The 20,012-nt window shown below is 61.3% G+C and carries 12 protein-coding genes, 2 tRNA genes and 3 rRNA genes; 3 read left to right on the forward strand and 14 right to left on the reverse strand.

Going from position 1 to position 20,012, the window contains the following annotated elements:
• Nucleotides 1-99 precede the first annotated feature (99 nt).
• Both NMB41_RS23430 and NMB41_RS23435 read right to left on the reverse strand, forming a co-directional pair.
• The gene (locus tag NMB41_RS23430) at nt 100-1,221 is read right to left on the reverse strand and encodes an aminopeptidase (protein ID WP_494380149.1); all 1,122 of its coding nucleotides are present in this window, start codon (nt 1,219-1,221) and stop codon (nt 100-102) included.
• Entirely contained in the window at nt 1,202-3,310 is a 2,109-nt protein-coding gene (locus tag NMB41_RS23435) for a molybdopterin-containing oxidoreductase family protein (RefSeq protein ID WP_494380150.1), read from the reverse strand. The genes NMB41_RS23430 and NMB41_RS23435 overlap by 20 nt, the downstream gene beginning before the upstream one ends.
• Nucleotides 3,311-3,470: 160 nt before the next feature.
• On the opposite strand from NMB41_RS23435, the gene NMB41_RS23440 reads away from it, so the two are divergent.
• A complete protein-coding gene (locus NMB41_RS23440; RefSeq protein WP_494380151.1) occupies nt 3,471-4,667 on the forward strand; it encodes a M20 aminoacylase family protein in 1,197 nt (398 codons plus the stop codon).
• A gap of 124 nt (nt 4,668-4,791) precedes the next feature.
• On the opposite strand, the gene NMB41_RS23445 is transcribed toward NMB41_RS23440, so the two are convergent.
• Nucleotides 4,792-5,691, reverse strand: coding sequence for an NAD(P)-dependent oxidoreductase (locus tag NMB41_RS23445; RefSeq protein ID WP_494380152.1), 900 nt, complete (start codon nt 5,689-5,691; stop codon nt 4,792-4,794).
• 114 nt (nt 5,692-5,805) lie between these two features.
• On the opposite strand from NMB41_RS23445, the gene NMB41_RS23450 reads away from it, so the two are divergent.
• Both NMB41_RS23450 and NMB41_RS23455 read left to right on the forward strand, forming a co-directional pair.
• On the forward strand, nt 5,806-6,363 hold the full coding sequence (locus tag NMB41_RS23450; protein ID WP_494380153.1) for an acyloxyacyl hydrolase: 558 nt from the start codon (nt 5,806-5,808) through the stop codon (nt 6,361-6,363).
• 180 nt (nt 6,364-6,543) lie between these two features.
• On the forward strand, nt 6,544-7,917 hold the full coding sequence (locus NMB41_RS23455) for a DHA2 family efflux MFS transporter permease subunit (RefSeq protein ID WP_494382897.1): 1,374 nt from the start codon (nt 6,544-6,546) through the stop codon (nt 7,915-7,917).
• Nucleotides 7,918-8,026: 109 nt separating this feature from the next.
• Here the strand turns inward: NMB41_RS23455 and NMB41_RS23460 are convergent, their stop codons facing one another.
• The 11 genes from NMB41_RS23460 to NMB41_RS23510 form a co-directional block, all read right to left on the reverse strand.
• Nucleotides 8,027-8,323 (reverse strand): hypothetical protein, encoded by a 297-nt coding sequence (locus NMB41_RS23460; RefSeq protein ID WP_494380154.1) that lies wholly within the window; start codon nt 8,321-8,323, stop codon nt 8,027-8,029.
• A 60-nt stretch (nt 8,324-8,383) separates the two neighbouring features.
• Nucleotides 8,384-9,160, reverse strand: coding sequence for a phosphatase PAP2 family protein (locus NMB41_RS23465; protein WP_494380155.1), 777 nt, complete (start codon nt 9,158-9,160; stop codon nt 8,384-8,386).
• A complete protein-coding gene (locus NMB41_RS23470; protein ID WP_494380156.1) occupies nt 9,160-10,803 on the reverse strand; it encodes a phosphoethanolamine transferase in 1,644 nt (547 codons plus the stop codon). The genes NMB41_RS23465 and NMB41_RS23470 overlap by 1 nt, the downstream gene beginning before the upstream one ends.
• A gap of 85 nt (nt 10,804-10,888) precedes the next feature.
• A complete protein-coding gene (locus NMB41_RS23475; protein WP_494380157.1) occupies nt 10,889-12,139 on the reverse strand; it encodes a sensor histidine kinase in 1,251 nt (416 codons plus the stop codon).
• Nucleotides 12,126-12,815, reverse strand: coding sequence for a response regulator transcription factor (locus tag NMB41_RS23480; RefSeq protein ID WP_494380158.1), 690 nt, complete (start codon nt 12,813-12,815; stop codon nt 12,126-12,128). Before NMB41_RS23480 ends, NMB41_RS23475 begins: the two co-directional genes overlap by 14 nt.
• A 39-nt stretch (nt 12,816-12,854) precedes the next feature.
• Nucleotides 12,855-14,162 carry a metallophosphoesterase gene (locus NMB41_RS23485; RefSeq protein WP_494380159.1) on the reverse strand — a complete coding sequence of 436 codons (1,308 nt, stop codon included), beginning with the start codon at nt 14,160-14,162 and terminating at the stop codon, nt 12,855-12,857.
• Nucleotides 14,163-14,323: 161 nt separating this feature from the next.
• Nucleotides 14,324-14,436: ribosomal RNA gene (rrf, locus tag NMB41_RS23490) — 5S ribosomal RNA — on the reverse strand.
• A gap of 127 nt (nt 14,437-14,563) precedes the next feature.
• Nucleotides 14,564-17,455: ribosomal RNA gene (locus NMB41_RS23495) — 23S ribosomal RNA — on the reverse strand.
• A 222-nt stretch (nt 17,456-17,677) separates the two neighbouring features.
• A tRNA-Ala gene (locus tag NMB41_RS23500) sits at nt 17,678-17,753 on the reverse strand.
• 18 nt (nt 17,754-17,771) lie between these two features.
• Nucleotides 17,772-17,848: transfer RNA gene (locus NMB41_RS23505), tRNA-Ile, on the reverse strand.
• Between the two features lie 86 nt (nt 17,849-17,934).
• A 16S ribosomal RNA gene (locus tag NMB41_RS23510) occupies nt 17,935-19,467 on the reverse strand.
• The 16S, 23S and 5S rRNA genes sit together here with 2 tRNA genes alongside, the layout of an rRNA operon.
• Nucleotides 19,468-20,012 lie beyond the last annotated feature (545 nt).

The raw sequence follows: 20,012 nt of genomic DNA on the forward strand, positions 1-20,012 counted from the left end.
AAATCCATGGCGTGCTTATGCCTTTGCTATTGCTGCATGTGATGCTATCGGGCAGCGCCCGCATAAGCAAGCGCTTTTGGAGAGATTGGAAGGGGCACTCTACGGCATGGCGGTATTGGTGCGCTGCACCATGAAATTTGCCGGGGGCGAAGCGACGTCGATCAGCCGCAGGGCTTGCTGGCGTTCCGTCTTGTCGAGTTTCGCCAGGCGGTTCACCTTGCGGTAAAACGCCCCGAAACTTTTCTCTTTGCGCAGCATCGCGCGGAAGGCCGGCACGTAGTCGTTATAGGTGGCGATCGAGGCCAGGTGGGCGTTCGAGAGCGGCTCGGCGAAGAAGCGGTCGTAGCCGGCATAGCCGCCCCAGTTCGCTTTCAGGACCTGGTACTCCTCCTTCAAGGCGATGAACAGGCGTGCCTTGCCGATGCGCTTCTGCTCGTCCGGGACGATGGCGGCATAGGTGCGCTCGAGTTCCTTGCGATACTTCAGCAGCAGCGCCAGGAAATCCTTGCGCCGCACCGAGTAGCGCGCATAGCCCTCGCGCATCGCCGGATTGCCGTAGCGCTCCAGCCACAGCTCGACGCCGGCCTCCTCGACCGCGCTGGCGAAGGACTCGTTGAAACGCGAGTCGCCCTGCACATAGGTCACCTGGTGCGCCAGTTCGTGGAAGATCAGGCGCGCCAGTTCGGCGTCGGGATAATTGATAAACGTGGAAATCAGCGGGTCGCTGAACCAGCCGAGGGTCGAATAGGCGCTCACGCCCCCCACTTCGACGTCGCGCCCTTGCGCACGCAACTCGTTCGCATAGGCATGGGCCTCGTCCTTGCTGTAATAGCCGCGGTAGTTGACGCAGCCGGCCACCGGGAAGCACCACTGGAGCGGCTTCAGGGACAGTTCCGGCGTGGCGACGACGTTCCACAGCACGTACTGGCGTTTCAGGGCCGCGTAGTTCTTGTAGCTGTCGTTGTCGGGCAGGCCCATCTGCTGGACCGCGAAGCGGCGGATCTGGCGCGCCGCTTCCAGGCGGTGGCGCAGCGAGGTGTTGGTGGCCGGGTCGGCCAGCCATTCATCGATGGGTCGTGCGTCGGAGAGGAGTTCGAGTTGGCCCTGGGCGGCCTGGGTGTAGTAATTCAGAGTAGAACAACTGGCAAGTAAGGAAGCGACGGCGCCCATGGCGAGGGCGCGCCGGAACAAACGGGGAAGTTTAGGGGAGGGATTTTTCATGTCCGGGTCGCGGTGTGGCCTTTTCGACCTGCACCAGGGTGTCGTAGAAAGTGGGCGCCCGACCCATGTCGGTCAGGCGCTGGCTGGTCACTTCGTTGGCGTTCTTGCCATCCTTGGAAAGCTTCTTCCACCAGATCGACAGGCCCACCACGAGGCCAATACGCGCTTTTTCGGTCACGCGCGCCTTGGCAACAAAAGAGCCGCGGTCGTTAAAAATACGTGCCATGTCACCATGTTCGATGCCGCGCGCTGCGGCGTCGTTCGGGTGGATGTCGAGGTGCGGCTCGCCCTCGGTTGCACGTAGGCTCTGTACATTGACAAAAGTCGAGTTCAGGAAGTTCCGCGCCGGCGGAGAAATCATCGCCAGCGGATAGCGCTTTGCCAAGACCGGATTCGAGGCCACCGACTCGTAGGGGGCGATATAGGCCGGCAAAGGATCGAGGCCGTCCTTCGCCATCGTGGCGGAATAGAACTCGCATTTGCCCGAGGGCGTAGGAAAACCGCCTTCGGCAAAGGGCGCGTCCGGCATGTTCAGTTTTTGCCAGCCCTTTTGTTTGAGCGACTCCCAGTCGAAGTGGATCGCGCGGGTGTGGGTCTTGTCGAAGGCTTGCGCGGCCAGTTCGTCGTCGGACTCGAGGAAGCAGGGATCGGTCAGCCCCATGCGCGCAGCGAGCAGGCGGAAAATTTCGCTGTTCGGTTTCGCTTCGCCCATCGGCGCAATGGCGGCGTTATTCGCCATCATGTACAGGTGGCCATAGGCCAGGTGCGCATCGACGTGCTCGAGCTGGGTCGTGGCCGGCAGCAGGATGTCGGCGTAATCGGCGCTGTCGGTCTGGAACTGTTCCAGCACCACCGTAAACAAATCTTCGCGCTCGAAGCCTTGCTGCACCTTGGCCGAATCGGGGGCAATCGCCAGCGGATTGGCGTTGTAGACAATCACCGCTTCCACCTGCGGGCCGAATTCCGGCGATGCAGGTTTTAGCAGATCGTCGCCGATCGTCGTCATGTTGATCGTGCGCGGCGTGCGGCCGGCCAGAAGATCGGGGCGCTGCAGCGCCGTGCGGTTGGCCGGGAAGGAACCGGAGGTCGACAACTGGATGCCGCCGGCCGCGTGGCGCCAGGCGCCCACCAGCGCCGGCAGGCAGCTCATGTTGCGCACCGCCATGCCGCCCCCGCGCGCACGCTGCACGCCGTAGTTGCAGCGGATCGCGACCGGCGCGCCACCCAGCGCAGTACTGCCGTACAGGCGCGCCAGGTCGATCACTTCCTGTGCGCTGATGCCGCAGGTAACGGCGGTATGTTCCGGCGTCCATTCGGCCGCGCGTTCTTTCAGCTCTGCGAAGCCGAGCGTGTGCTGGGCGATGTAGTCGTGGTCGAGCAGGTCTTCCTTGATCAGCACATGCATCAGGCCCAGCGCCAGCGCGGCGTCGGTGCCGGGCAGGAGCGCGATGTGCTGATGACATTTTTCGGCCGTCAGCGAACGGTAGGGATCGATGGCGATCAGGGTGGCGCCGCGCCGCTTGGCTTCCTGGGCGCGCATCCAGAAGTGCAGGTTCGAGGCGATCGGATTGCCGCCCCAGATGATGATCAGCTTGGCATCCTGGAACTGCTCCATGTCGGTGCCGATCGAAGCGCCGACCGTGTACTTGTAGCCGGTAAAGCCTGCGGTGGCGCAGATGGTGCGGTCGAGCAAGGACGCGCCGAGCTTGTTGAAGAAGCGCATCGACATCGCCTCACCTTGCACCAGGCCCATCGTGCCGCAATAGCTGTAGGGCAGGATCGCTTCCGGATCGCGGGCGGCGATCGGTGTCAGTTTTTCCGCGATTTCGGTCAGCGCGGCGTCCCAGCTGATGCGCTCGAATTTTCCTTCCCCCTTCTTGCCGACGCGGCGCATCGGGTACAGCAGGCGGTCCGGCGAATAGGTGCGCTCGACGTAGCGCGCCACTTTCGTGCAGAGCACGCCAGCCGTGGTCGGATGCTCCGGATCGCCGCGGACTTCCGTCGCCACGCCGTCTTCGACGGTGACGAGCAAGGCACAGGTATCGGGGCAATCGTGGGGGCAGGCGGCGCGGACTTGGGTGATGGACATCGGGTTCAATTCTCGGGAAAAACGTCGATAAACCAATACTTTAGCTGATTCGGCCGGGTCTGGTGAGCGACCCCGTTACCGGGAATGGATTTCGCATGCTGAGGCGGGCTACAATGGTTTACATACTTGTATGACTATCCATGCACACCGGGAGAACAAGATGAGACTCGTGGAACCTATCCTGGCATTCCAGACCGAACTGGAAGCAATCCGGCGCGACCTGCACGCCCATCCGGAACTCTGCTACGAAGAACAACGTACCGCCGACGTCATCGCCGCGCGCCTCGAAGACTGGGGCATCCCGACCGTGCGCGGGCTGGGCAAAACCGGCGTGGTCGGCATCATCAAGAACGGCACATCTACCCGCGCCATTGGCCTGCGCGCCGACATGGATGCGCTGCCGATGCAGGAGCTCAACACATTTGACCATGCGTCGCGCCACCCCGGCAAGATGCATGCATGCGGCCACGACGGACATACTGCGATGTTGCTGGGTGCAGCGCACTATTTGTCGCATCATCGCAACTTCGACGGTACCGTCTACCTGATTTTCCAGCCGGCCGAAGAAGGCGGCGCCGGCGCGCGCCGCATGATGGAAGATGGTCTGTTCGACCAGTTTCCGATGGAAGCGGTCTACGGCATGCACAACTGGCCGGGCCTGCCGGCGGGCAGCTTCGGCGTGATTCCGGGGCCGATGATGGCGTCCAGTAACGAGTTCCGTGTCGTGGTGAAGGGTAAAGGGGCGCACGCGGCGCAGCCGCACCGCGGCATCGATCCGGTGATGGTGGCGGTGCAGATCGCGCAGGCCTGGCAGACCATCGTCTCGCGCGAAAAGAATCCACTCGAAACGGCCGTCCTGTCGATCACGCAAATCCACGCCGGCAGCGCCACCAACGTGATTCCCGACGAGGCCGAAATGATCGGCACCGTGCGCACTTTCTCGACCGAGGTGCTGGACTTGATCGAACGCCGCATGGGGGAGATGGCGAGCGGCATTGCCGCTGCTTTCAATGCGAGCGTCGATTTTGGCTTCAAGCGCAACTATCCGCCGCTGATCAACCATCCGGAAAAAACCGCCTTCGCGATCGAGGCGATGCGCGCGGTGGTTGGCGCTGCCAACGTGAACACCGAGGTCGAACCGACCATGGGGGCCGAGGATTTTGCCTTCATGCTGCAGGCCAAGCCTGGGTGCTATGTCTTTATCGGCAATGGCGACGGCGAGCATCGCTCGGGTGGACATGGGCTCGGACCATGTCAGTTGCATAACGGAAGTTATGATTTCAATGACCAGCTGTTGCCGATCGGGGCGAGTTATTGGGTGAAGCTCGTTGAAACCGGATTGCCGGTCGCAGCTTGATCGAAGGCGCTTGATGTTCACAGCGTGAACGCGTGGACACAGGTGTCCACCCTACGATCCGTTGCTATTCGTAGGGTGGACACCTGTGTCCACGCGGTCGTACCCATGCATACCGCAATGCCAATTACGGCAACACGTCCGGTGCCGTTCCCACCCGCTGCCCCGGATTGATCCGCTCCAGCGCCAGCAGCGCCGCCGCGTGATCGGCGCCGCCCAAATCCGCCTCGATCGATGCGTAGCTGCGCTCCGCCGCCGCCGTCAGCGGCAGCACCAGCCCCGCCTCCCCCGCTGCCGCCAGCACATTGCGCATGTCCTTCAACTGACTTTTAACCTGCCCGCCGGGAATGAAGTGTCGGTCCAGCATGCGCTGGCCGTGCAGCTCGAGGATGCGGCTGCCGGCAAAGCCACCGCGGATCGCCTCGCGCACCGCCGCCGGGTCGGCGCCGGCCGCCTGCGCCAGCAATAAGGCTTCGGCCACGATGTTGATGGTGGCGCCGACGATCAATTGATTGCACAACTTGGCAACCTGGCCACTGCCGTTCGGCCCCACCAGCTGCGCACTGCCGAGCGCGGCGAACAGGGGCGCGGCCGCGTTGAAGTCGTGCAGGCTGCCGCCGGCCATGATGGCCAGCGTCCCCGCTTCAGCGCCGCCCACGCCGCCCGACACGGGCGCATCGAGAAAGCGCATGCCCTGCCCGGCCAGCCGCGCATGAAAGGCGAGCGCCTCATCGTGGCGGGTCGAACTCATGTCGATCCAGAGCGTCCCCTTCTCCATGGCGGGCAGCGCGGCGTCGATCGTCGCCCCGACGGCCGCTCCCGCTTCCAGCATCGAGATCACGACGCCGGCGCCGGCCACGGCTTCCTCTACCAGCGCACAGGGCAGCGCGCCCGATCCGGCCAGCGCCTGCGCCTTGGCAAACGTACGGTTCCAGACGCGGGGCGCAAGGCCTGCCGCGGCCAGGCGGGCTGCCATCGGACGGCCCATCAGGCCGATGCCAAGGAAGGCGACAACAGGATGTGGCATAGGTTCCCTCGTTAGTTTTGATGAGAATTAGGCTGCGTGGCGCGCGTTTTTGTTGATACTAGTACAATTATTAAACGCGCCTGCATAGACCGGCGCTTTCTTATGAAAGCAATTATGTCCTCTAATCAAAAAATCGGGGCCCTCGTGGGCCTCGCGCTTGCCCTGCTGACGGGCCAGGCCAGCGCCGGCGACAAGGGCTGGATCGACTCGGCCTCGGTCGAGTACGGCACCAGTTCGAAGTTGCGCATGGCCCGCGTGGCGGTGCAGAAAAACTGGGATGCCCAGTGGCTGGCCTCGAACGGGCGTCACCTGTCGGGCTATTGGGACCTGTCGGCTGCTTACTGGCGCGGCGACGCCTACCGCAACGTGCCGGGCGATCACCAGAACCTGGCCGTGGTCGGTATTACGCCGGTGCTGCGCTACCAGCGCGACGACAAGCTCGGCTGGTATGCCGAAGGCGGCATCGGCGCCAACCTGTTTTCCGAGCTGTACGACAACAACGACGACAAGCTGTCGACCGCCTTCCAGTTCGGCGACCACCTCGGCATCGGCTATGTCACGCCTGGTAAATGGGATCTCGCCCTGAAGTTCCAGCACTATTCGAACGCCAGCATCAAGCGCCCGAACAGTGGCGTCAATCTCCTTATTGTGAGCGCTCGCTACCAGTTTTAAGGCGTTACCAGCGGCAGCGGCGGCGCCGTATGGACGGCGTCCGCTTGAAATTCGGCATCGCATGATTTATGTGACAATCCAGACAAGCATGCGCAACCGCGCTCTGGTAAGGATGAGGCCCGTTTGGATAGTTCCACCGTCAAGACCTATTTGCCCTGGCTGGTTGCCACTGCCCTGTTCATGGAGCAGCTCGACGCCACGGTCGTCAATACCGCCATTCCCAGCATCGCCGCGAGCCTGAACGTCACGCCCTTGAGCCTGAAGTCGGTCGTCACCAGCTATATCCTGGGCCTGGCCGTCGGCATCCCCGTCAGCGGCTGGATGGCCGACCGCTTCGGCACGCGCCGCGTGTTCCTGATCGCCATCGGCATTTTCACCCTGGCCTCGGTCCTGTGCGGGCTGGCGCCGAGCGCCGAACTCATGACGGGCGCGCGCCTGCTGCAGGGACTGGGCGGCGCCATGATGATGCCGGTCGGGCGCCTGGCCATCGTGCGCACCTTCCCGAAATCGGAACTGCTGGGCGCGATGAACTTCGTCATCATCCCGGCCCTGATCGGTCCCCTGCTCGGCCCGACCGTGGGCGGCCTGATCGTGCACTGGACCTCGTGGCGCGCGATCTTTTTCATCAACGTGCCCTTCGGCCTGATCGCGATGTACCTGGTCTGGCGCCACATGCCGGACTACCACGGCGACGCGCGCCGCCCGCTCGACGTGGTCGGCCTGATCCTGTTCAGTTCCGGCACAGCCATCCTGTCCTGGCTGCTGGAAGTATTCGGCGAACACACCCTGAGCGGGTTGCGCATGGCCTTGCTGCTGGCGCTGTCGCTCGGCCTGCTGGCCGGCTATGCCTTCCACGCCAGCCGCATCAAATTCCCGCTGCTGCGCCTGGCGCTGCTCAAAGTGCGCACCTTCCGCATCTCGGTGGTGGGCGGTTTCGTTACGCGCCTCGGTGTCGGCGGCCTGCCCTTCCTGCTGCCGCTGCTGTACCAGCTCGGGCTCGGCTTGCCGGCCTGGCAGTCGGGCCTCTTGATGATGCCGTCGGCGGCTGCCGCCATGGGCATGAAGCTGATCGCCCCCAAGGTGCTGGCGCGTTTCGGCTACCGCCAGGTGCTGGTCTTTAATACCCTGTTCATCGGCGTGACGATCGCCCTGTACGGCATGGTCGGGCGCGACACGCCGCTGGCCTTTATTGTCTGCATCAGCCTGATGCAGGGTTTCTTCAATTCGCTGCAGTTTTCCAGCATGAACACGCTGGCCTATGCCGACATCGACGCGGGCGACACCAGCATGGCCAGCACGATGTCGAGCTCGTTCCAGCAACTGTCGATGAGTTTTGGGCTGGCGGCGGGCTCCCTCGTCACCGGCTGGTTCCTGGGCCGGGTGCCGCAAACGAACCAGGTCATGGTGACCAGCGCCCTGCACTACGCGTTCTGGGCGCTGGCCATCATGACGGTGCTGTCGGCCGGGATTTTCTGGCGGCTGCGGCGCCAGGACGGCGACAGCATCAGCCGCGGCCGTGCAGTCGCCAAAGAGGCTGAGCCGGTGGCCCAGTAAGGAGCGCCTAACAAAACCGCCATGGCCGCGTTGCAACGCCTCGCCGTACCTGCGTACTGCCTTCGGCGCTGCGCCTTGCCCTGACGATTTTGTTAGGCGCTCCAGGGCTTCAGGTGCCGGTGGCCTGCGGCGCATCCACAGTCAGTCGCGCCAGCAGCTTTTCGCGGTTGTTCATCACGAAGCTGACGAAGCTGTGTTCCTTGATGGCCAGGCGCAGGATCCCGGGCAGCAGCGGGTAGCAGAAGGTGGCGACCTTGCGCACGGCTTCGTCGTTGGCCAGGGCCACCCGTGCCGTGGCGCCACTACCGCCCAACATGGGCATGAGCGAGGCGCGGTGGCGCGACACGATGGCATTGAAAGGGGCAGCCAGCTTGTCGCTCAGGCCGGAATCGTCGGTCGCATGCATGGGATTCTCCAGGGAAGGTCAGCTGTAAAGTTTGCCCCCTGGAAAATATTATGCGCTGAGCTAAAGCAAGCCGCCAGCGTCTTCGACGGCCGCGCACGCAGGCGTTGCCTTCCCGCGCCACAGCGCTTGCCATTGCAACACGGCGACGAGCGCCAGCACCACCGCGCAGGCTAACCAGATCGACCAGAGCGTATGGGTCAGGAAATGGGCGCCGCGCAGTTGCTGCATCCACCCCACCAGGCCGCCGAACAGCAGCGCCCCCAGCGCCGCGCGCCGTGCCAGGCCGGGTTGCGCCGGCAGCCACACCACGCCCAGCGACACCAGCCACAGCGCGCTGGATGCATGGCCGGCCGGCAGGCAATGGCCCGCCGCCACGCCGGGGGGCAAGGCCTCGAACAGGCGCAGATAGGGTTCGCTGCCGCCATAGCGCGCCAGGTCCCAGGGACAGTGGGCAACGCTGGCCTGCTTCAGGGTGCTGATCACGAAGGGCACCAGCAGGGCCGAGAGGGCGACGACGCGCAGGCGCAGGCGATCCAGGGCAAGGCGTGCGGGGCGCGGGCGCAGCGTGTCGGCAATGGCGGCGAGCATGAAAGTGCCGCCGGCCAGGGTCAGCAGGCCTTTCAGGATCGTGTGATTGAAGGTCTCGGCCAGCCAGGCGTGGCGCCAGGGGAAACTGCGCGTGGCGACATCGTAGACGGCGTCGGCCAGCAGCAGGTCGATATCGGTGGCCCGCCCGAGCCAGAAGATGACGGCGGCGGCAGCGGCCAGCCAGGCGCACAGGACGAGCGCCTGGCGCGCCGCGAGCAGGCGCGGCGCGGTAGCGAACGCGGCCCGCATCAGGCGGGATCCCGGGTGCAGGCGCGGAACAGGTCGAGCTTGGGATTGAGCACCGCCGTATTCACGTCGAGCATGCCGAGCACCGAGTGAAACACGTTATCGTGCGACATCGGCTGGTCGCGGCGCGCCCTCAGGCAGGTGCGGTCGATGCCGAAGCGGCGGCTAAAACCATCCGACATCCACAGCATCATCGGTACCCGGGTCTGTTCGGCGGGCGCGAACATATAGGGCGCGCCATGCAGGTAGATGTTGTTCTCGCCGAGCGATTCGCCGTGGTCGGAAAAATACAGCATGGCCGTGTCGACGCCTTCATCGAGCGCGCTCTGGCGCAGCAGGTCGATCGTTTTACTCAAAAAATAATCGGTGTACAGGATGGTGTTGTCGTAGGCCGCCACGATCGCATCGCGCGAACACTGTTCGAATTCATTGGTCGTGCAGACCGGGCCGAAGCGGCCGAAACCGCTCGGATAGCGGCGCGCATAGGCCGGGCCGTGGCTGCCCTTCTGGTGCAGCACGACGACCAGGTCGCCGCTGCTTTTTCGTATCAATTCCGGCAGCCCGGCGAGCAGGCGCTCGTCGCGGCATTCGTCGCCATCGCACAAGGGCTCGCCCGGCGCGGCCTGGGACAGGTCTTCGAAACCGACCCGGGCGCAGACGCCCTTGCAGCCCGAATTATTGTCGCGCCACAGCACCTGGAAGCCGGCATGCGCGAGCACGTCGAGCAAACCTTCCTGGCCGGACGCCTTCACTTCCGAATAATGCTCACGGCCGAGGGCCGAAAACACGCAGGGGACCGAGACGGCGGTCGCCGTGCCGCACGAAGACACCTGCGAAAAATTAATCAGGCCCGCCTGGCGCGCCAGCAGCGGATTGGTGTCGCGCGCATAGCCGTTCAGCGAAAAATTCATCGCGCGGGCGGTCTCGCCCACCACCAGGATCGTCACGGTGCGGCGTGCCTGGTGCGCCCAGGCCGGCCCCTTGATGGCATCGCGTCCGAAAGGCGTCACCACCTGCGGCGTGCTCCACTTGCTGCGCAGGTAGCCGTGCAGGGCCTGGATCGTGTTGGTCGGCGTGAGCAGGAAGCGCAGTTCGCGGTGCTCGCGCACGGCGGGGGCCAGGCTTTTGAAGAACAGCATCAGCAACAGCGCCGCCACCAGCAGCGAGCCGCCGGCGATGCCTGCGCGCGTGAACAGGCCGCGCAGGCCCTGCGGAAAACCGACTTCGACGCGCGCGATCAGGACCGAGGGCAGCAAGCCGAGCAGGCTGACGCTCACCACCATCTGCCAGCTGAACAGCTCGAAAGCTTCGTGGGAGTCGGTTTCGAACACGTTCTGGATCATGGCCTTGTCGATCACCACGCCGTAGTGGGCGATGAAATGGCTGGCGCTTGCTGCGACGATGACGAGGGCGATCAGGACCGGCTTGGCGACGAAGCGGAAACTGGCCAGGGTCAGGCAGGCGTTGAAGAACAGGACCACGATGAGGAAGGCGCCGGCCAGCTGCGGCAGGCTGTGCAGCGTTAGGCCGCCGGCTGCGCGGGTGAGCGTGCTCCAGAACGTGAGGTTGCCGGCGCAGGCCAGCAGCAGGGCCACGGCCAGCGTGAGGAAAGGCGCGCTGATGCGCCGCATGAGTAGTTTGTCCAACTGCGATCCAGGCAAGCCGCGGCCGGAGTGGCCACGTATGCAGCGAGGATAGCGAGGACGGTGTCAGGCCCCGGTCAGGGCGGCGTTAAGGGCGCGTGAACTCGTTATTGAACGCGATCGTGAAGCGGCTGCCGCCTTGCGCGCGCTCTTCGTAGCCGAGCGTGGCGCCCAGGTATTCGCAGATGCGCAGCACCAGCGACAGGCCCAGTCCCGTGCCGTTCGAGCCGCGCGAGGGCATGGCGGAAGGCAGGACGCCTGGGCGCGCCAGGGTCGCGCGCACCGCGGCGGGCAGGCCGGGGCCGGTGTCCTCGACCACGATACGCCCTGGCGCCAGCGCTACCGTGATGGCGCCCTGCTCGGTGTACTGGCAGGCATTGCGCACCAGGTTGCCGATGGCGGCGGCGCACAGTTCGGCCGGCGCCTGGATCGCGAAGTCGGGGCCGCCCAGGTAGTCGAGCGTCACGGCCTTGCCGGCCCCCAGGGAGCGGTAACGTTCGGCCTCGCGCGCGGCAATGGCGGACACTGACACCGGCGGCAGGCAGCCCAGCTCGGGCGAGCGCGCCAGCAGCAGCAGGACCGTGACGCATTCGGCGGCCTCCTGCGCGGCGCGGTAGATGCGCTCGGCTGGAGCACGGGTAGTTTCGCCCTCCGCATTCGTCATCAGGATCTCGGCCGCGCCCATGATCACGGTCAGCGGGCTGCGCAGCTCGTGGCTGACGTCGCCCGTGAACAGGCGTTCGCGCTCGAGGAAGACGCGCAGTTCGGCGGTATGCGCTTCGAGTGCGCGCGCCAGCAGGCCGAGTTCGTCACGGCGCTCCTGCAGCGGCAGGGGCGATCGTCCGTGCGCCACCGCGTCGGCCAGTTCGCTCATCGGATTGACGACGCGGCGCGCGACGAAGCTGCCGAGGGCGGCGGCCAACACCAGGAAGCCGATGAAGAAGGCGACAAACATCGAGTACACGACCAGTTCGACCTTCTCGTAATCGCTTTCGTGGTCGACCACGGCATACGGTCCGGAAGCGTCGACGCCCGACAGCACGTGCAGCCCGACGCCGTCGACCTCGACTTCGCTCACGCCCGGCGGCAGATTGCGCAGCGACAGCGGGATGGCGTCGCCGCGGTGGAAGCGCAGTCCCGCCGGCAGGTCCACGCCCAGCCCGGCCGCCTGGCGCGGCAGCGCCCAGTGCGCGGTTTCGGCCAGGCGATTGTCGACCAGGTGCACTTCGATGCCTTCGACCGCGACCGCGGCCATCACCGCAAAGAACAGCGACAGGACGATACCGAAGGAGACGAAAGCGACGACGATGCGCCGGCGCAGGGAGTCACTTGGCCGCATCGGGGAGCACCAGCCGGTAGCCGGCGCCGGGAACGGTGAGCAGCATGGCATGTTCGAAGGGTTTGTCGAGGGCCTGGCGCAGCGCGTGGATATGCGTGCGCAGCGCGTCGCTGTCGGGGCGGTCCTCGCCCCACACGGCCTGCTCGAGGGTGTCGCGCGAGACGATGCGCGGCGCGGCGCTCATCAGGGCGCGCAGCAGGATGTAGCCGGTGCGGGTCAGGTTGACCGGGCGGCCTTCGCGGCTGGCTTGCTGGGTATCCGGATCGAATACCAGCTCGCCGACACGCAGCTTGCCGCTGCCGGCGTGGCGCCCTTCCGAGCGGCGCACCAGGGCTCTCAGGCGCACCTCGAGTTCGACCAGCGAAAACGGCTTGACCAGGTAATCGTCGGCGCCGCTGTCGAAGCCGGCGACCTTGTCGGCCAGGCTGTCGCGCGCCGTGAGCATCAATACCGGCGTGGTGACGGCCAGTTCGGTGCGCAGCTTTTCGCACAGTTCGAGGCCGTTCAGGCCGGGCAAACCGATGTCGAGCACGATCACATCATAGCTGTGCTCCGAGGCCAGGCCCAGGGCCGCATAGCCGTTGCGGGCCGCGTCGAGCACATGCCCTTTCGGCTCGAGGAAGCCGTACAGGTTGGCCAGGATGTCAGGATGGTCTTCGACGATGAGGATGCGCATGCCGCTATTGTAAGGCCAGCTGCCGCCTGGCCCGGGTGTCTAGTAAGGATGGGGAAGCTGCGACAGGGCGTGGCTGCTGGCGAGGAAGCGCTGGAGCATGCGCCAGTCGTCGGCATCGGCCAGGTTCAGGCGCCGGGTCCGCACCGGAGGGTGCTCGCCTGGCAGCTGGCGCCGCGTCTGCAGCGGCACGATACGCGCTATGCCATGCTCGAATGCCAGGACCTCGGAGCGGGCCGTATTGCTATTGACGTCGATTGCGTGAACGCGTCCCTGGTATAGCGGCTGGATCTGTTCGACCAGGGTATGCCCGACGACGATCGTCTCCACACCGAAGCGCCTGAGCGCCGCGTCCACCTGGGCAGGCGTCGCACGCACCTGCTCCTTGGCCGCATTCTCGAAGTAACCGCGGTACTGGGTAAGGCCGGCGGGTCCCATGACGGCGTCGAGTGCCGCCGACGGTGTTCTGTCTCCCTGCCAGTAGCGCCGCTGCGCCGCGTTGAGCTGGGCGACCGACAGGCCGCTCGCCGCCACCTGCGGGCTGACGCCGCCGTGCGTGATGAGCACCTTGCCCACCTGCAGAACCACAGGCTGGCTGCGCAGCCAGGCGCCGAGCACGGTGTCGGCGCCGAAGGCCCTGGCGGCGCCGCCCATGCGTTCGAGCGTATGAATGTGTTCGCGGTTGGCGCGCGTACCATTCCCGCGCAGCAGATACTGTTCGTGGTTGCCGAGCAGGACGTGGACTGCGCCGCCCTGCTGTCCGGCCTGCAGGCTCAGCGCGTAGAGGCGCCACAGCACGGCGAACACGTCGCGGCCGCGGTCGACCGAATCGCCGGCGATGACGAGGTGGCCGCGGCCATACGACCAGCGGCCGTGCGCATCGAGCACGCCGAGTTCGCGCAGTGCACCGTCGAGGAAGGCGGCGTTGCCTTCGATATCGCTCAGCACGACCATGTTGGCGGGCGCTGCGATCGTATCGGCGGGGACCACGGCCGCGGCGCGTACCGGATAGCTGACATTGCTGCCGCCGCAAGCGATCTCGAGCAGGTCCGTGCTGCCGGTTCGTTCGTGCACCCTGTCTTCGCAAAACCAGGTGGCCTGCCATTCGCCGTTCTGGCGTGGGCGAACCACGGGACCGTCGAGAAAGCGCGGCAGGCGCGGTGCGTCGCCGCTGCCGGCATACAGGTGAACGCCGATATTGGCCTGGGGGCCGACGGGCACGAGCAGGCGGGTATGGACACCGTTCGGCGTCATTTCAAGGCGCGACAGGCCGAGCAGTACCAGCGGCGCTGCGAGCAGCAGCAATGGGGCGCCGATCAGCAGATATTTCCATTTTCTCGCCACGCCCATGCCCGGTCTCCTGTTTGAATCGATCAGGAATCCTAATGCGGCGTCGAATGGCGAGCTGGGGATTTGAGATGAAATGCAGAAAAACGCCGCTGAATTGCGGATTTTGCGCCCAAAGCAAAAAACCCCACCAGGATCACCTGGTGGGGTTTTTCTTATAACTAGCCTGACGATAACCTACTTTCACACTGGTTGCAGCACTATCATCGGCGCAAAGTCGTTTCACGGTCCTGTTCGGGATGGGAAGGGGTGGGACCGACTTGCTATGGTCATCAGGCATAACTTGTACGAGCTGTGTCCGCTGGTGCGAACAAGGCTCTGAATCTGGAAGAAGTAGGTTTTTGGTAGTGGTGCGTATCAACAAACAGCACTGTAATCTTACTTTTATAACCTGCTAAGGTTATAGGGACAAGCCGTACGGGCAATTAGTACTGGTTAGCTTAATGCATTACTGCACTTCCACACCCAGCCTATCAACGTCCTGGTCTCGAACGACCCTTCAAGGAGCTCAAGGCTCCGGGAAATCTCATCTCAAGGCAAGTTTCCCGCTTAGATGCTTTCAGCGGTTATCTCTTCCGAACTTAGCTACCCGGCAATGCCACTGGCGTGACAACCGGTACACCAGAGGTTCGTCCACTCCGGTCCTCTCGTACTAGGAGCAGCCCCCTTCAAATTTCCAACGCCCACGGCAGATAGGGACCAAACTGTCTCACGACGTTTTAAACCCAGCTCACGTACCACTTTAAATGGCGAACAGCCATACCCTTGGGACCGGCTACAGCCCCAGGATGTGATGAGCCGACATCGAGGTGCCAAACTCCCCCGTCGATATGAACTCTTGGGAGGAATCAGCCTGTTATCCCCAGAGTACCTTTTATCCGTTGAGCGATGGCCCTTCCATACAGAACCACCGGATCACTATGTCCTACTTTCGTACCTGCTCGACTTGTCGGTCTCGCAGTTAAGCACGCTTATGCCATTGCACTATTAGCACGATGTCCGACCGTACCTAGCGTACCTTCGAACTCCTCCGTTACACTTTAGGAGGAGACCGCCCCAGTCAAACTGCCTACCATGCACTGTCCCCGATCCGGATAACGGACCAAGGTTAGAACCTCAAACAAACCAGGGTGGTATTTCAAGGATGGCTCCACGAGAACTGGCGTCCCCGCTTCAAAGCCTCCCACCTATCCTACACAGATTGGTTCAAAGTCCAATGCAAAGCTACAGTAAAGGTTCATGGGGTCTTTCCGTCTAGCCGCGGGTAGATTGCATCATCACAAACATTTCAACTTCGCTGAGTCTCGGGAGGAGACAGTGTGGCCATCGTTACGCCATTCGTGCAGGTCGGAACTTACCCGACAAGGAATTTCGCTACCTTAGGACCGTTATAGTTACGGCCGCCGTTTACTGGGACTTCAATCAAGAGCTTGCACCCCATCATTTAATCTTCCAGCACCGGGCAGGCGTCACACCCTATACGTCCACTTTCGTGTTTGCAGAGTGCTGTGTTTTTATTAAACAGTCGCAGCCACCAGTTTATTGCAACCCGTTCATCCTTCCACAGTAAAGTGGTCAAACTACAAGGGCGTACCTTTTCCCGAAGTTACGGTACCAATTTGCCGAGTTCCTTCTCCCGAGTTCTCTCAAGCGCCTTAGAATACTCATCTCGCCCACCTGTGTCGGTTTGCGGTACGGTCTCGTATGACTGAAGCTTAGAGGCTTTTCTTGGAACCACTTCCGATTGCTTCGCAGCATAAAGCCGCTCGTCCCACTCCCTTGAATTCCGCGCCCGGATTTGCCTAAGCGCCTTCTATGAAGCAGAAACTGACTATTCCAACAGTCAGACAACCTTCCGCGATCCGTCCCCCCATCGCATCATACGACGGTGCAGGAATATTAACCTGCTTCCCATCAGCTACGCATCTCTGCCTCGCCTTAGGGGCCGACTCACCCTGCTCCGATGAACGTTGAACAGGAAACCTTGGGCTTACGGCGTGGAGGCTTTTCACCCCCATTATCGCTACTCATGTCAGCATTCGCACTTCTGATACCTCCAGCATCCTTCACAAGACACCTTCGCAGGCTTACAGAACGCTCTCCTACCATATTGATCAAGTGATAAATCACGAGAAAAATATCCGCAGCTTCGGTGACTGGCTTAGCCCCGTTACATCTTCCGCGCAGGACGACTCGATCAGTGAGCTATTACGCTTTCTTTAAATGGTGGCTGCTTCTAAGCCAACATCCTGACTGTTTTAGCCTTCCCACTTCGTTTTCCACTTAGCCAATCTTTGGGACCTTAGCTGGCGGTCTGGGTTGTTTCCCTCTTGACGCCGGACGTTAGCACCCGACGTCTGTCTCCCAAGCTCGCACTCATCGGTATTCGGAGTTTGCAATGGTTTGGTAACTCGCAATGAGCCCCTAGCCATAACAGTGCTCTACCCCCGATGGTGATACTTGAGGCACTACCTAAATAGTTTTCGGAGAGAACCAGCTATTTCCAAGTTTGTTTAGCCTTTCACCCCTACCCACAGCTCATCCCCTAATTTTTCAACATTAGTGGGTTCGGACCTCCAGGGCGTGTTACCGCACCTTCATCCTGGCCATGGGTAGATCACTTGGTTTCGGGTCTACACCCAGCGACTGTCGCCCTGTTCGGACTCGATTTCTCTACGGCTCCCCTATTCGGTTAACCTCGCCACTGAATGTAAGTCGCTGACCCATTATACAAAAGGTACGCCGTCACGGAACAAGTCCGCTCCGACTGTTTGTATGCACACGGTTTCAGGATCTATTTCACTCCCCTCCCGGGGTTCTTTTCGCCTTTCCCTCACGGTACTGGTTCACTATCGGTCGATTACGAGTATTTAGCCTTGGAGGATGGTCCCCCCATGTTCAGACAGGATTTCTCGTGTCCCGCCCTACTTGTCGTACGCTTAGTATCACCGTTCGGATTTCGTGTAAGGGGCTATCACCCTCTATGGCCAACATTTCCAGGTTGTTCCACTATCCGATCGACTATCACGTACAGGCTCTTCCCATTTCGCTCGCCACTACTTTGGGAATCTCGGTTGATTTCTTTTCCTGCAGCTACTTAGATGTTTCAGTTCGCCGCGTTCGCTTTGCATGCCTATGTATTCAGCATGCAATGACCTAAAAGGCCGGGTTTCCCCATTCGGAAATCTGCGGATCAAAGCGTGTTTGCTCGCTCCCCGCAGCTTATCGCAAGCTACTACGTCCTTCATCGCCTGTAATCGCCAAGGCATCCACCATGTGCACTTATTCGCTTGTCCCTATAACGTTAGCTCCTGGCGACTAACCAGGAAGCGTTTATAAGAATAAGAGTACAGCTTGTTGCATGTTTGCTGATTTGTACTACTACCCTGAGCACGCACTGTCGTGCGTACTCAATAAAACTTTACTTCTTCCAGATTGTTAAAGAACAGAACAACAGTTAATCTCGAAAAGACTAAACGTAAATCTCACCAAACAATGGCTGACTTATATTTAGACTTTGGTGGAGGATGACGGGATCGAACCGACGACCCCCTGCTTGCAAAGCAGGTGCTCTCCCAGCTGAGCTAATCCCCCTTGGGTATGCCAATAACTTGGTAGGGCTGGTTGGACTCGAACCAACGACCCCCGCGTTATCAACACGGTGCTCTAACCAGCTGAGCTACAGCCCCGAAACTGTGTTCTTTGTTCAACAGTCGATAAGTGTGGACGTTTAATGATGAGTTCAGTTTTGAGGCTGACTCCGGTGCTACTCTAGAAAGGAGGTGATCCAGCCGCACCTTCCGATACGGCTACCTTGTTACGACTTCACCCCAGTCACGAATCCTACCGTGGTAAGCGCCCCCCTTGCGGTTAAGCTACCTACTTCTGGTAAAACCCGCTCCCATGGTGTGACGGGCGGTGTGTACAAGACCCGGGAACGTATTCACCGCGACATGCTGATCCGCGATTACTAGCGATTCCAACTTCACGCAGTCGAGTTGCAGACTGCGATCCGGACTACGATACACTTTCTGGGATTAGCTCCCCCTCGCGGGTTGGCGGCCCTCTGTATGTACCATTGTATGACGTGTGAAGCCCTACCCATAAGGGCCATGAGGACTTGACGTCATCCCCACCTTCCTCCGGTTTGTCACCGGCAGTCTCATTAGAGTGCTCAACTGAATGTAGCAACTAATGACAAGGGTTGCGCTCGTTGCGGGACTTAACCCAACATCTCACGACACGAGCTGACGACAGCCATGCAGCACCTGTGTTACGGTTCTCTTTCGAGCACACCTCGATCTCTCGTGGCTTCCGTACATGTCAAGGGTAGGTAAGGTTTTTCGCGTTGCATCGAATTAATCCACATCATCCACCGCTTGTGCGGGTCCCCGTCAATTCCTTTGAGTTTTAATCTTGCGACCGTACTCCCCAGGCGGTCTACTTCACGCGTTAGCTGCGTTACCAAGTTAATTAAAACCCGACAACTAGTAGACATCGTTTAGGGCGTGGACTACCAGGGTATCTAATCCTGTTTGCTCCCCACGCTTTCGTGCATGAGCGTCAATCTTGACCCAGGGGGCTGCCTTCGCCATCGGTGTTCCTCCACATCTCTACGCATTTCACTGCTACACGTGGAATTCTACCCCCCTCTGCCAGATTCAAGCCTTGCAGTCTCCATCGCAATTCCCAGGTTGAGCCCGGGGCTTTCACGACAGACTTACAAAACCGCCTGCGCACGCTTTACGCCCAGTAATTCCGATTAACGCTTGCACCCTACGTATTACCGCGGCTGCTGGCACGTAGTTAGCCGGTGCTTATTCTTCAGGTACCGTCATTAGTAGGAGATATTAGCTCCCACCGTTTCTTCCCTGACAAAAGAGCTTTACAACCCGAAGGCCTTCTTCACTCACGCGGCATTGCTGGATCAGGCTTGCGCCCATTGTCCAAAATTCCCCACTGCTGCCTCCCGTAGGAGTCTGGACCGTGTCTCAGTTCCAGTGTGGCTGGTCGTCCTCTCAGGCCAGCTACTGATCGTAGCCTTGGTAGGCCTTTACCCTACCAACTAGCTAATCAGATATCGGCCGCTCCAGGAGCATGAGGTCTTGCGATCCCCCACTTTCATCCTTAGATCGTATGCGGTATTAGCGTAACTTTCGCTACGTTATCCCCCACTCTTGGGTACGTTCCGATATATTACTCACCCGTTCGCCACTCGCCGCCAGGTTGCCCCGCGCTGCCGTTCGACTTGCATGTGTAAAGCATGCCGCCAGCGTTCAATCTGAGCCAGGATCAAACTCTTCAGTTTAATCTCTGTTTGTCGAGGACACTGCTGCCCTCGAATCCGTCCCATTGGTCCGGATTCGCTCACTCAAAATACTGACCGTTATCTCATTGCTGAGACAACGCTATTTCTTTTTTGTGAACATTTGATAATTTAAGTAATCAGTGACCGAAGTCACTGGCACCTTCATCAAACGCCCACACTTATCGACTGTTAATTTTTAAAGAACTTTATTCGGTGCTTCTTGCTGTTTAGCGCGAATCGTTTTGTTCGCTGCAGCAGAGAGATGAGATTATGCAGTGTTTCGCGTTTATCGTCAACTTCTTTTCTTTTCGTGCACCGCGTTTTCCGCGGCTTCTGCTGTCCACACAACACCATGTTTCGTTGTCGTTTTCAGCAGGAGGCGAATCATAGCAAAGCCCCCTGCGGGCGGCAAGGCCTTTTTGCGGACCGGGTACTGGCATCGACCTTGCTAAGTCAGCAGATAGCACCCAAGCGCCGTCCCTGCCGCCCCGCAGCCTGTGGGGCAACTGCCTATTGTTTGTTCAGTTCCAGGACAGGTGATACAT

This window comes from Massilia sp. FBCC-B171 (assembly GCF_059134155.1).

Coding starts and splice junctions, on each gene's coding strand:
- NMB41_RS23430 (WP_494380149.1), bottom strand. CDS start 1,221: ATGAAAAATCCCTCCCCTAAACTTCCCCGTTTGTTCCGGCGCGCCCTC.
- NMB41_RS23435 (WP_494380150.1), bottom strand. CDS start 3,310: ATGTCCATCACCCAAGTCCGCGCCGCCTGCCCCCACGATTGCCCCGAT.
- NMB41_RS23440 (WP_494380151.1), top strand. CDS start 3,471: ATGAGACTCGTGGAACCTATCCTGGCATTCCAGACCGAACTGGAAGCA.
- NMB41_RS23445 (WP_494380152.1), bottom strand. CDS start 5,691: ATGCCACATCCTGTTGTCGCCTTCCTTGGCATCGGCCTGATGGGCCGT.
- NMB41_RS23450 (WP_494380153.1), top strand. CDS start 5,806: ATGTCCTCTAATCAAAAAATCGGGGCCCTCGTGGGCCTCGCGCTTGCC.
- NMB41_RS23455 (WP_494382897.1), top strand. CDS start 6,544: ATGGAGCAGCTCGACGCCACGGTCGTCAATACCGCCATTCCCAGCATC.
- NMB41_RS23460 (WP_494380154.1), bottom strand. CDS start 8,323: ATGCATGCGACCGACGATTCCGGCCTGAGCGACAAGCTGGCTGCCCCT.
- NMB41_RS23465 (WP_494380155.1), bottom strand. CDS start 9,160: ATGCGGGCCGCGTTCGCTACCGCGCCGCGCCTGCTCGCGGCGCGCCAG.
- NMB41_RS23475 (WP_494380157.1), bottom strand. CDS start 12,139: ATGCGGCCAAGTGACTCCCTGCGCCGGCGCATCGTCGTCGCTTTCGTC.
- NMB41_RS23480 (WP_494380158.1), bottom strand. CDS start 12,815: ATGCGCATCCTCATCGTCGAAGACCATCCTGACATCCTGGCCAACCTG.
- NMB41_RS23485 (WP_494380159.1), bottom strand. CDS start 14,162: ATGGGCGTGGCGAGAAAATGGAAATATCTGCTGATCGGCGCCCCATTG.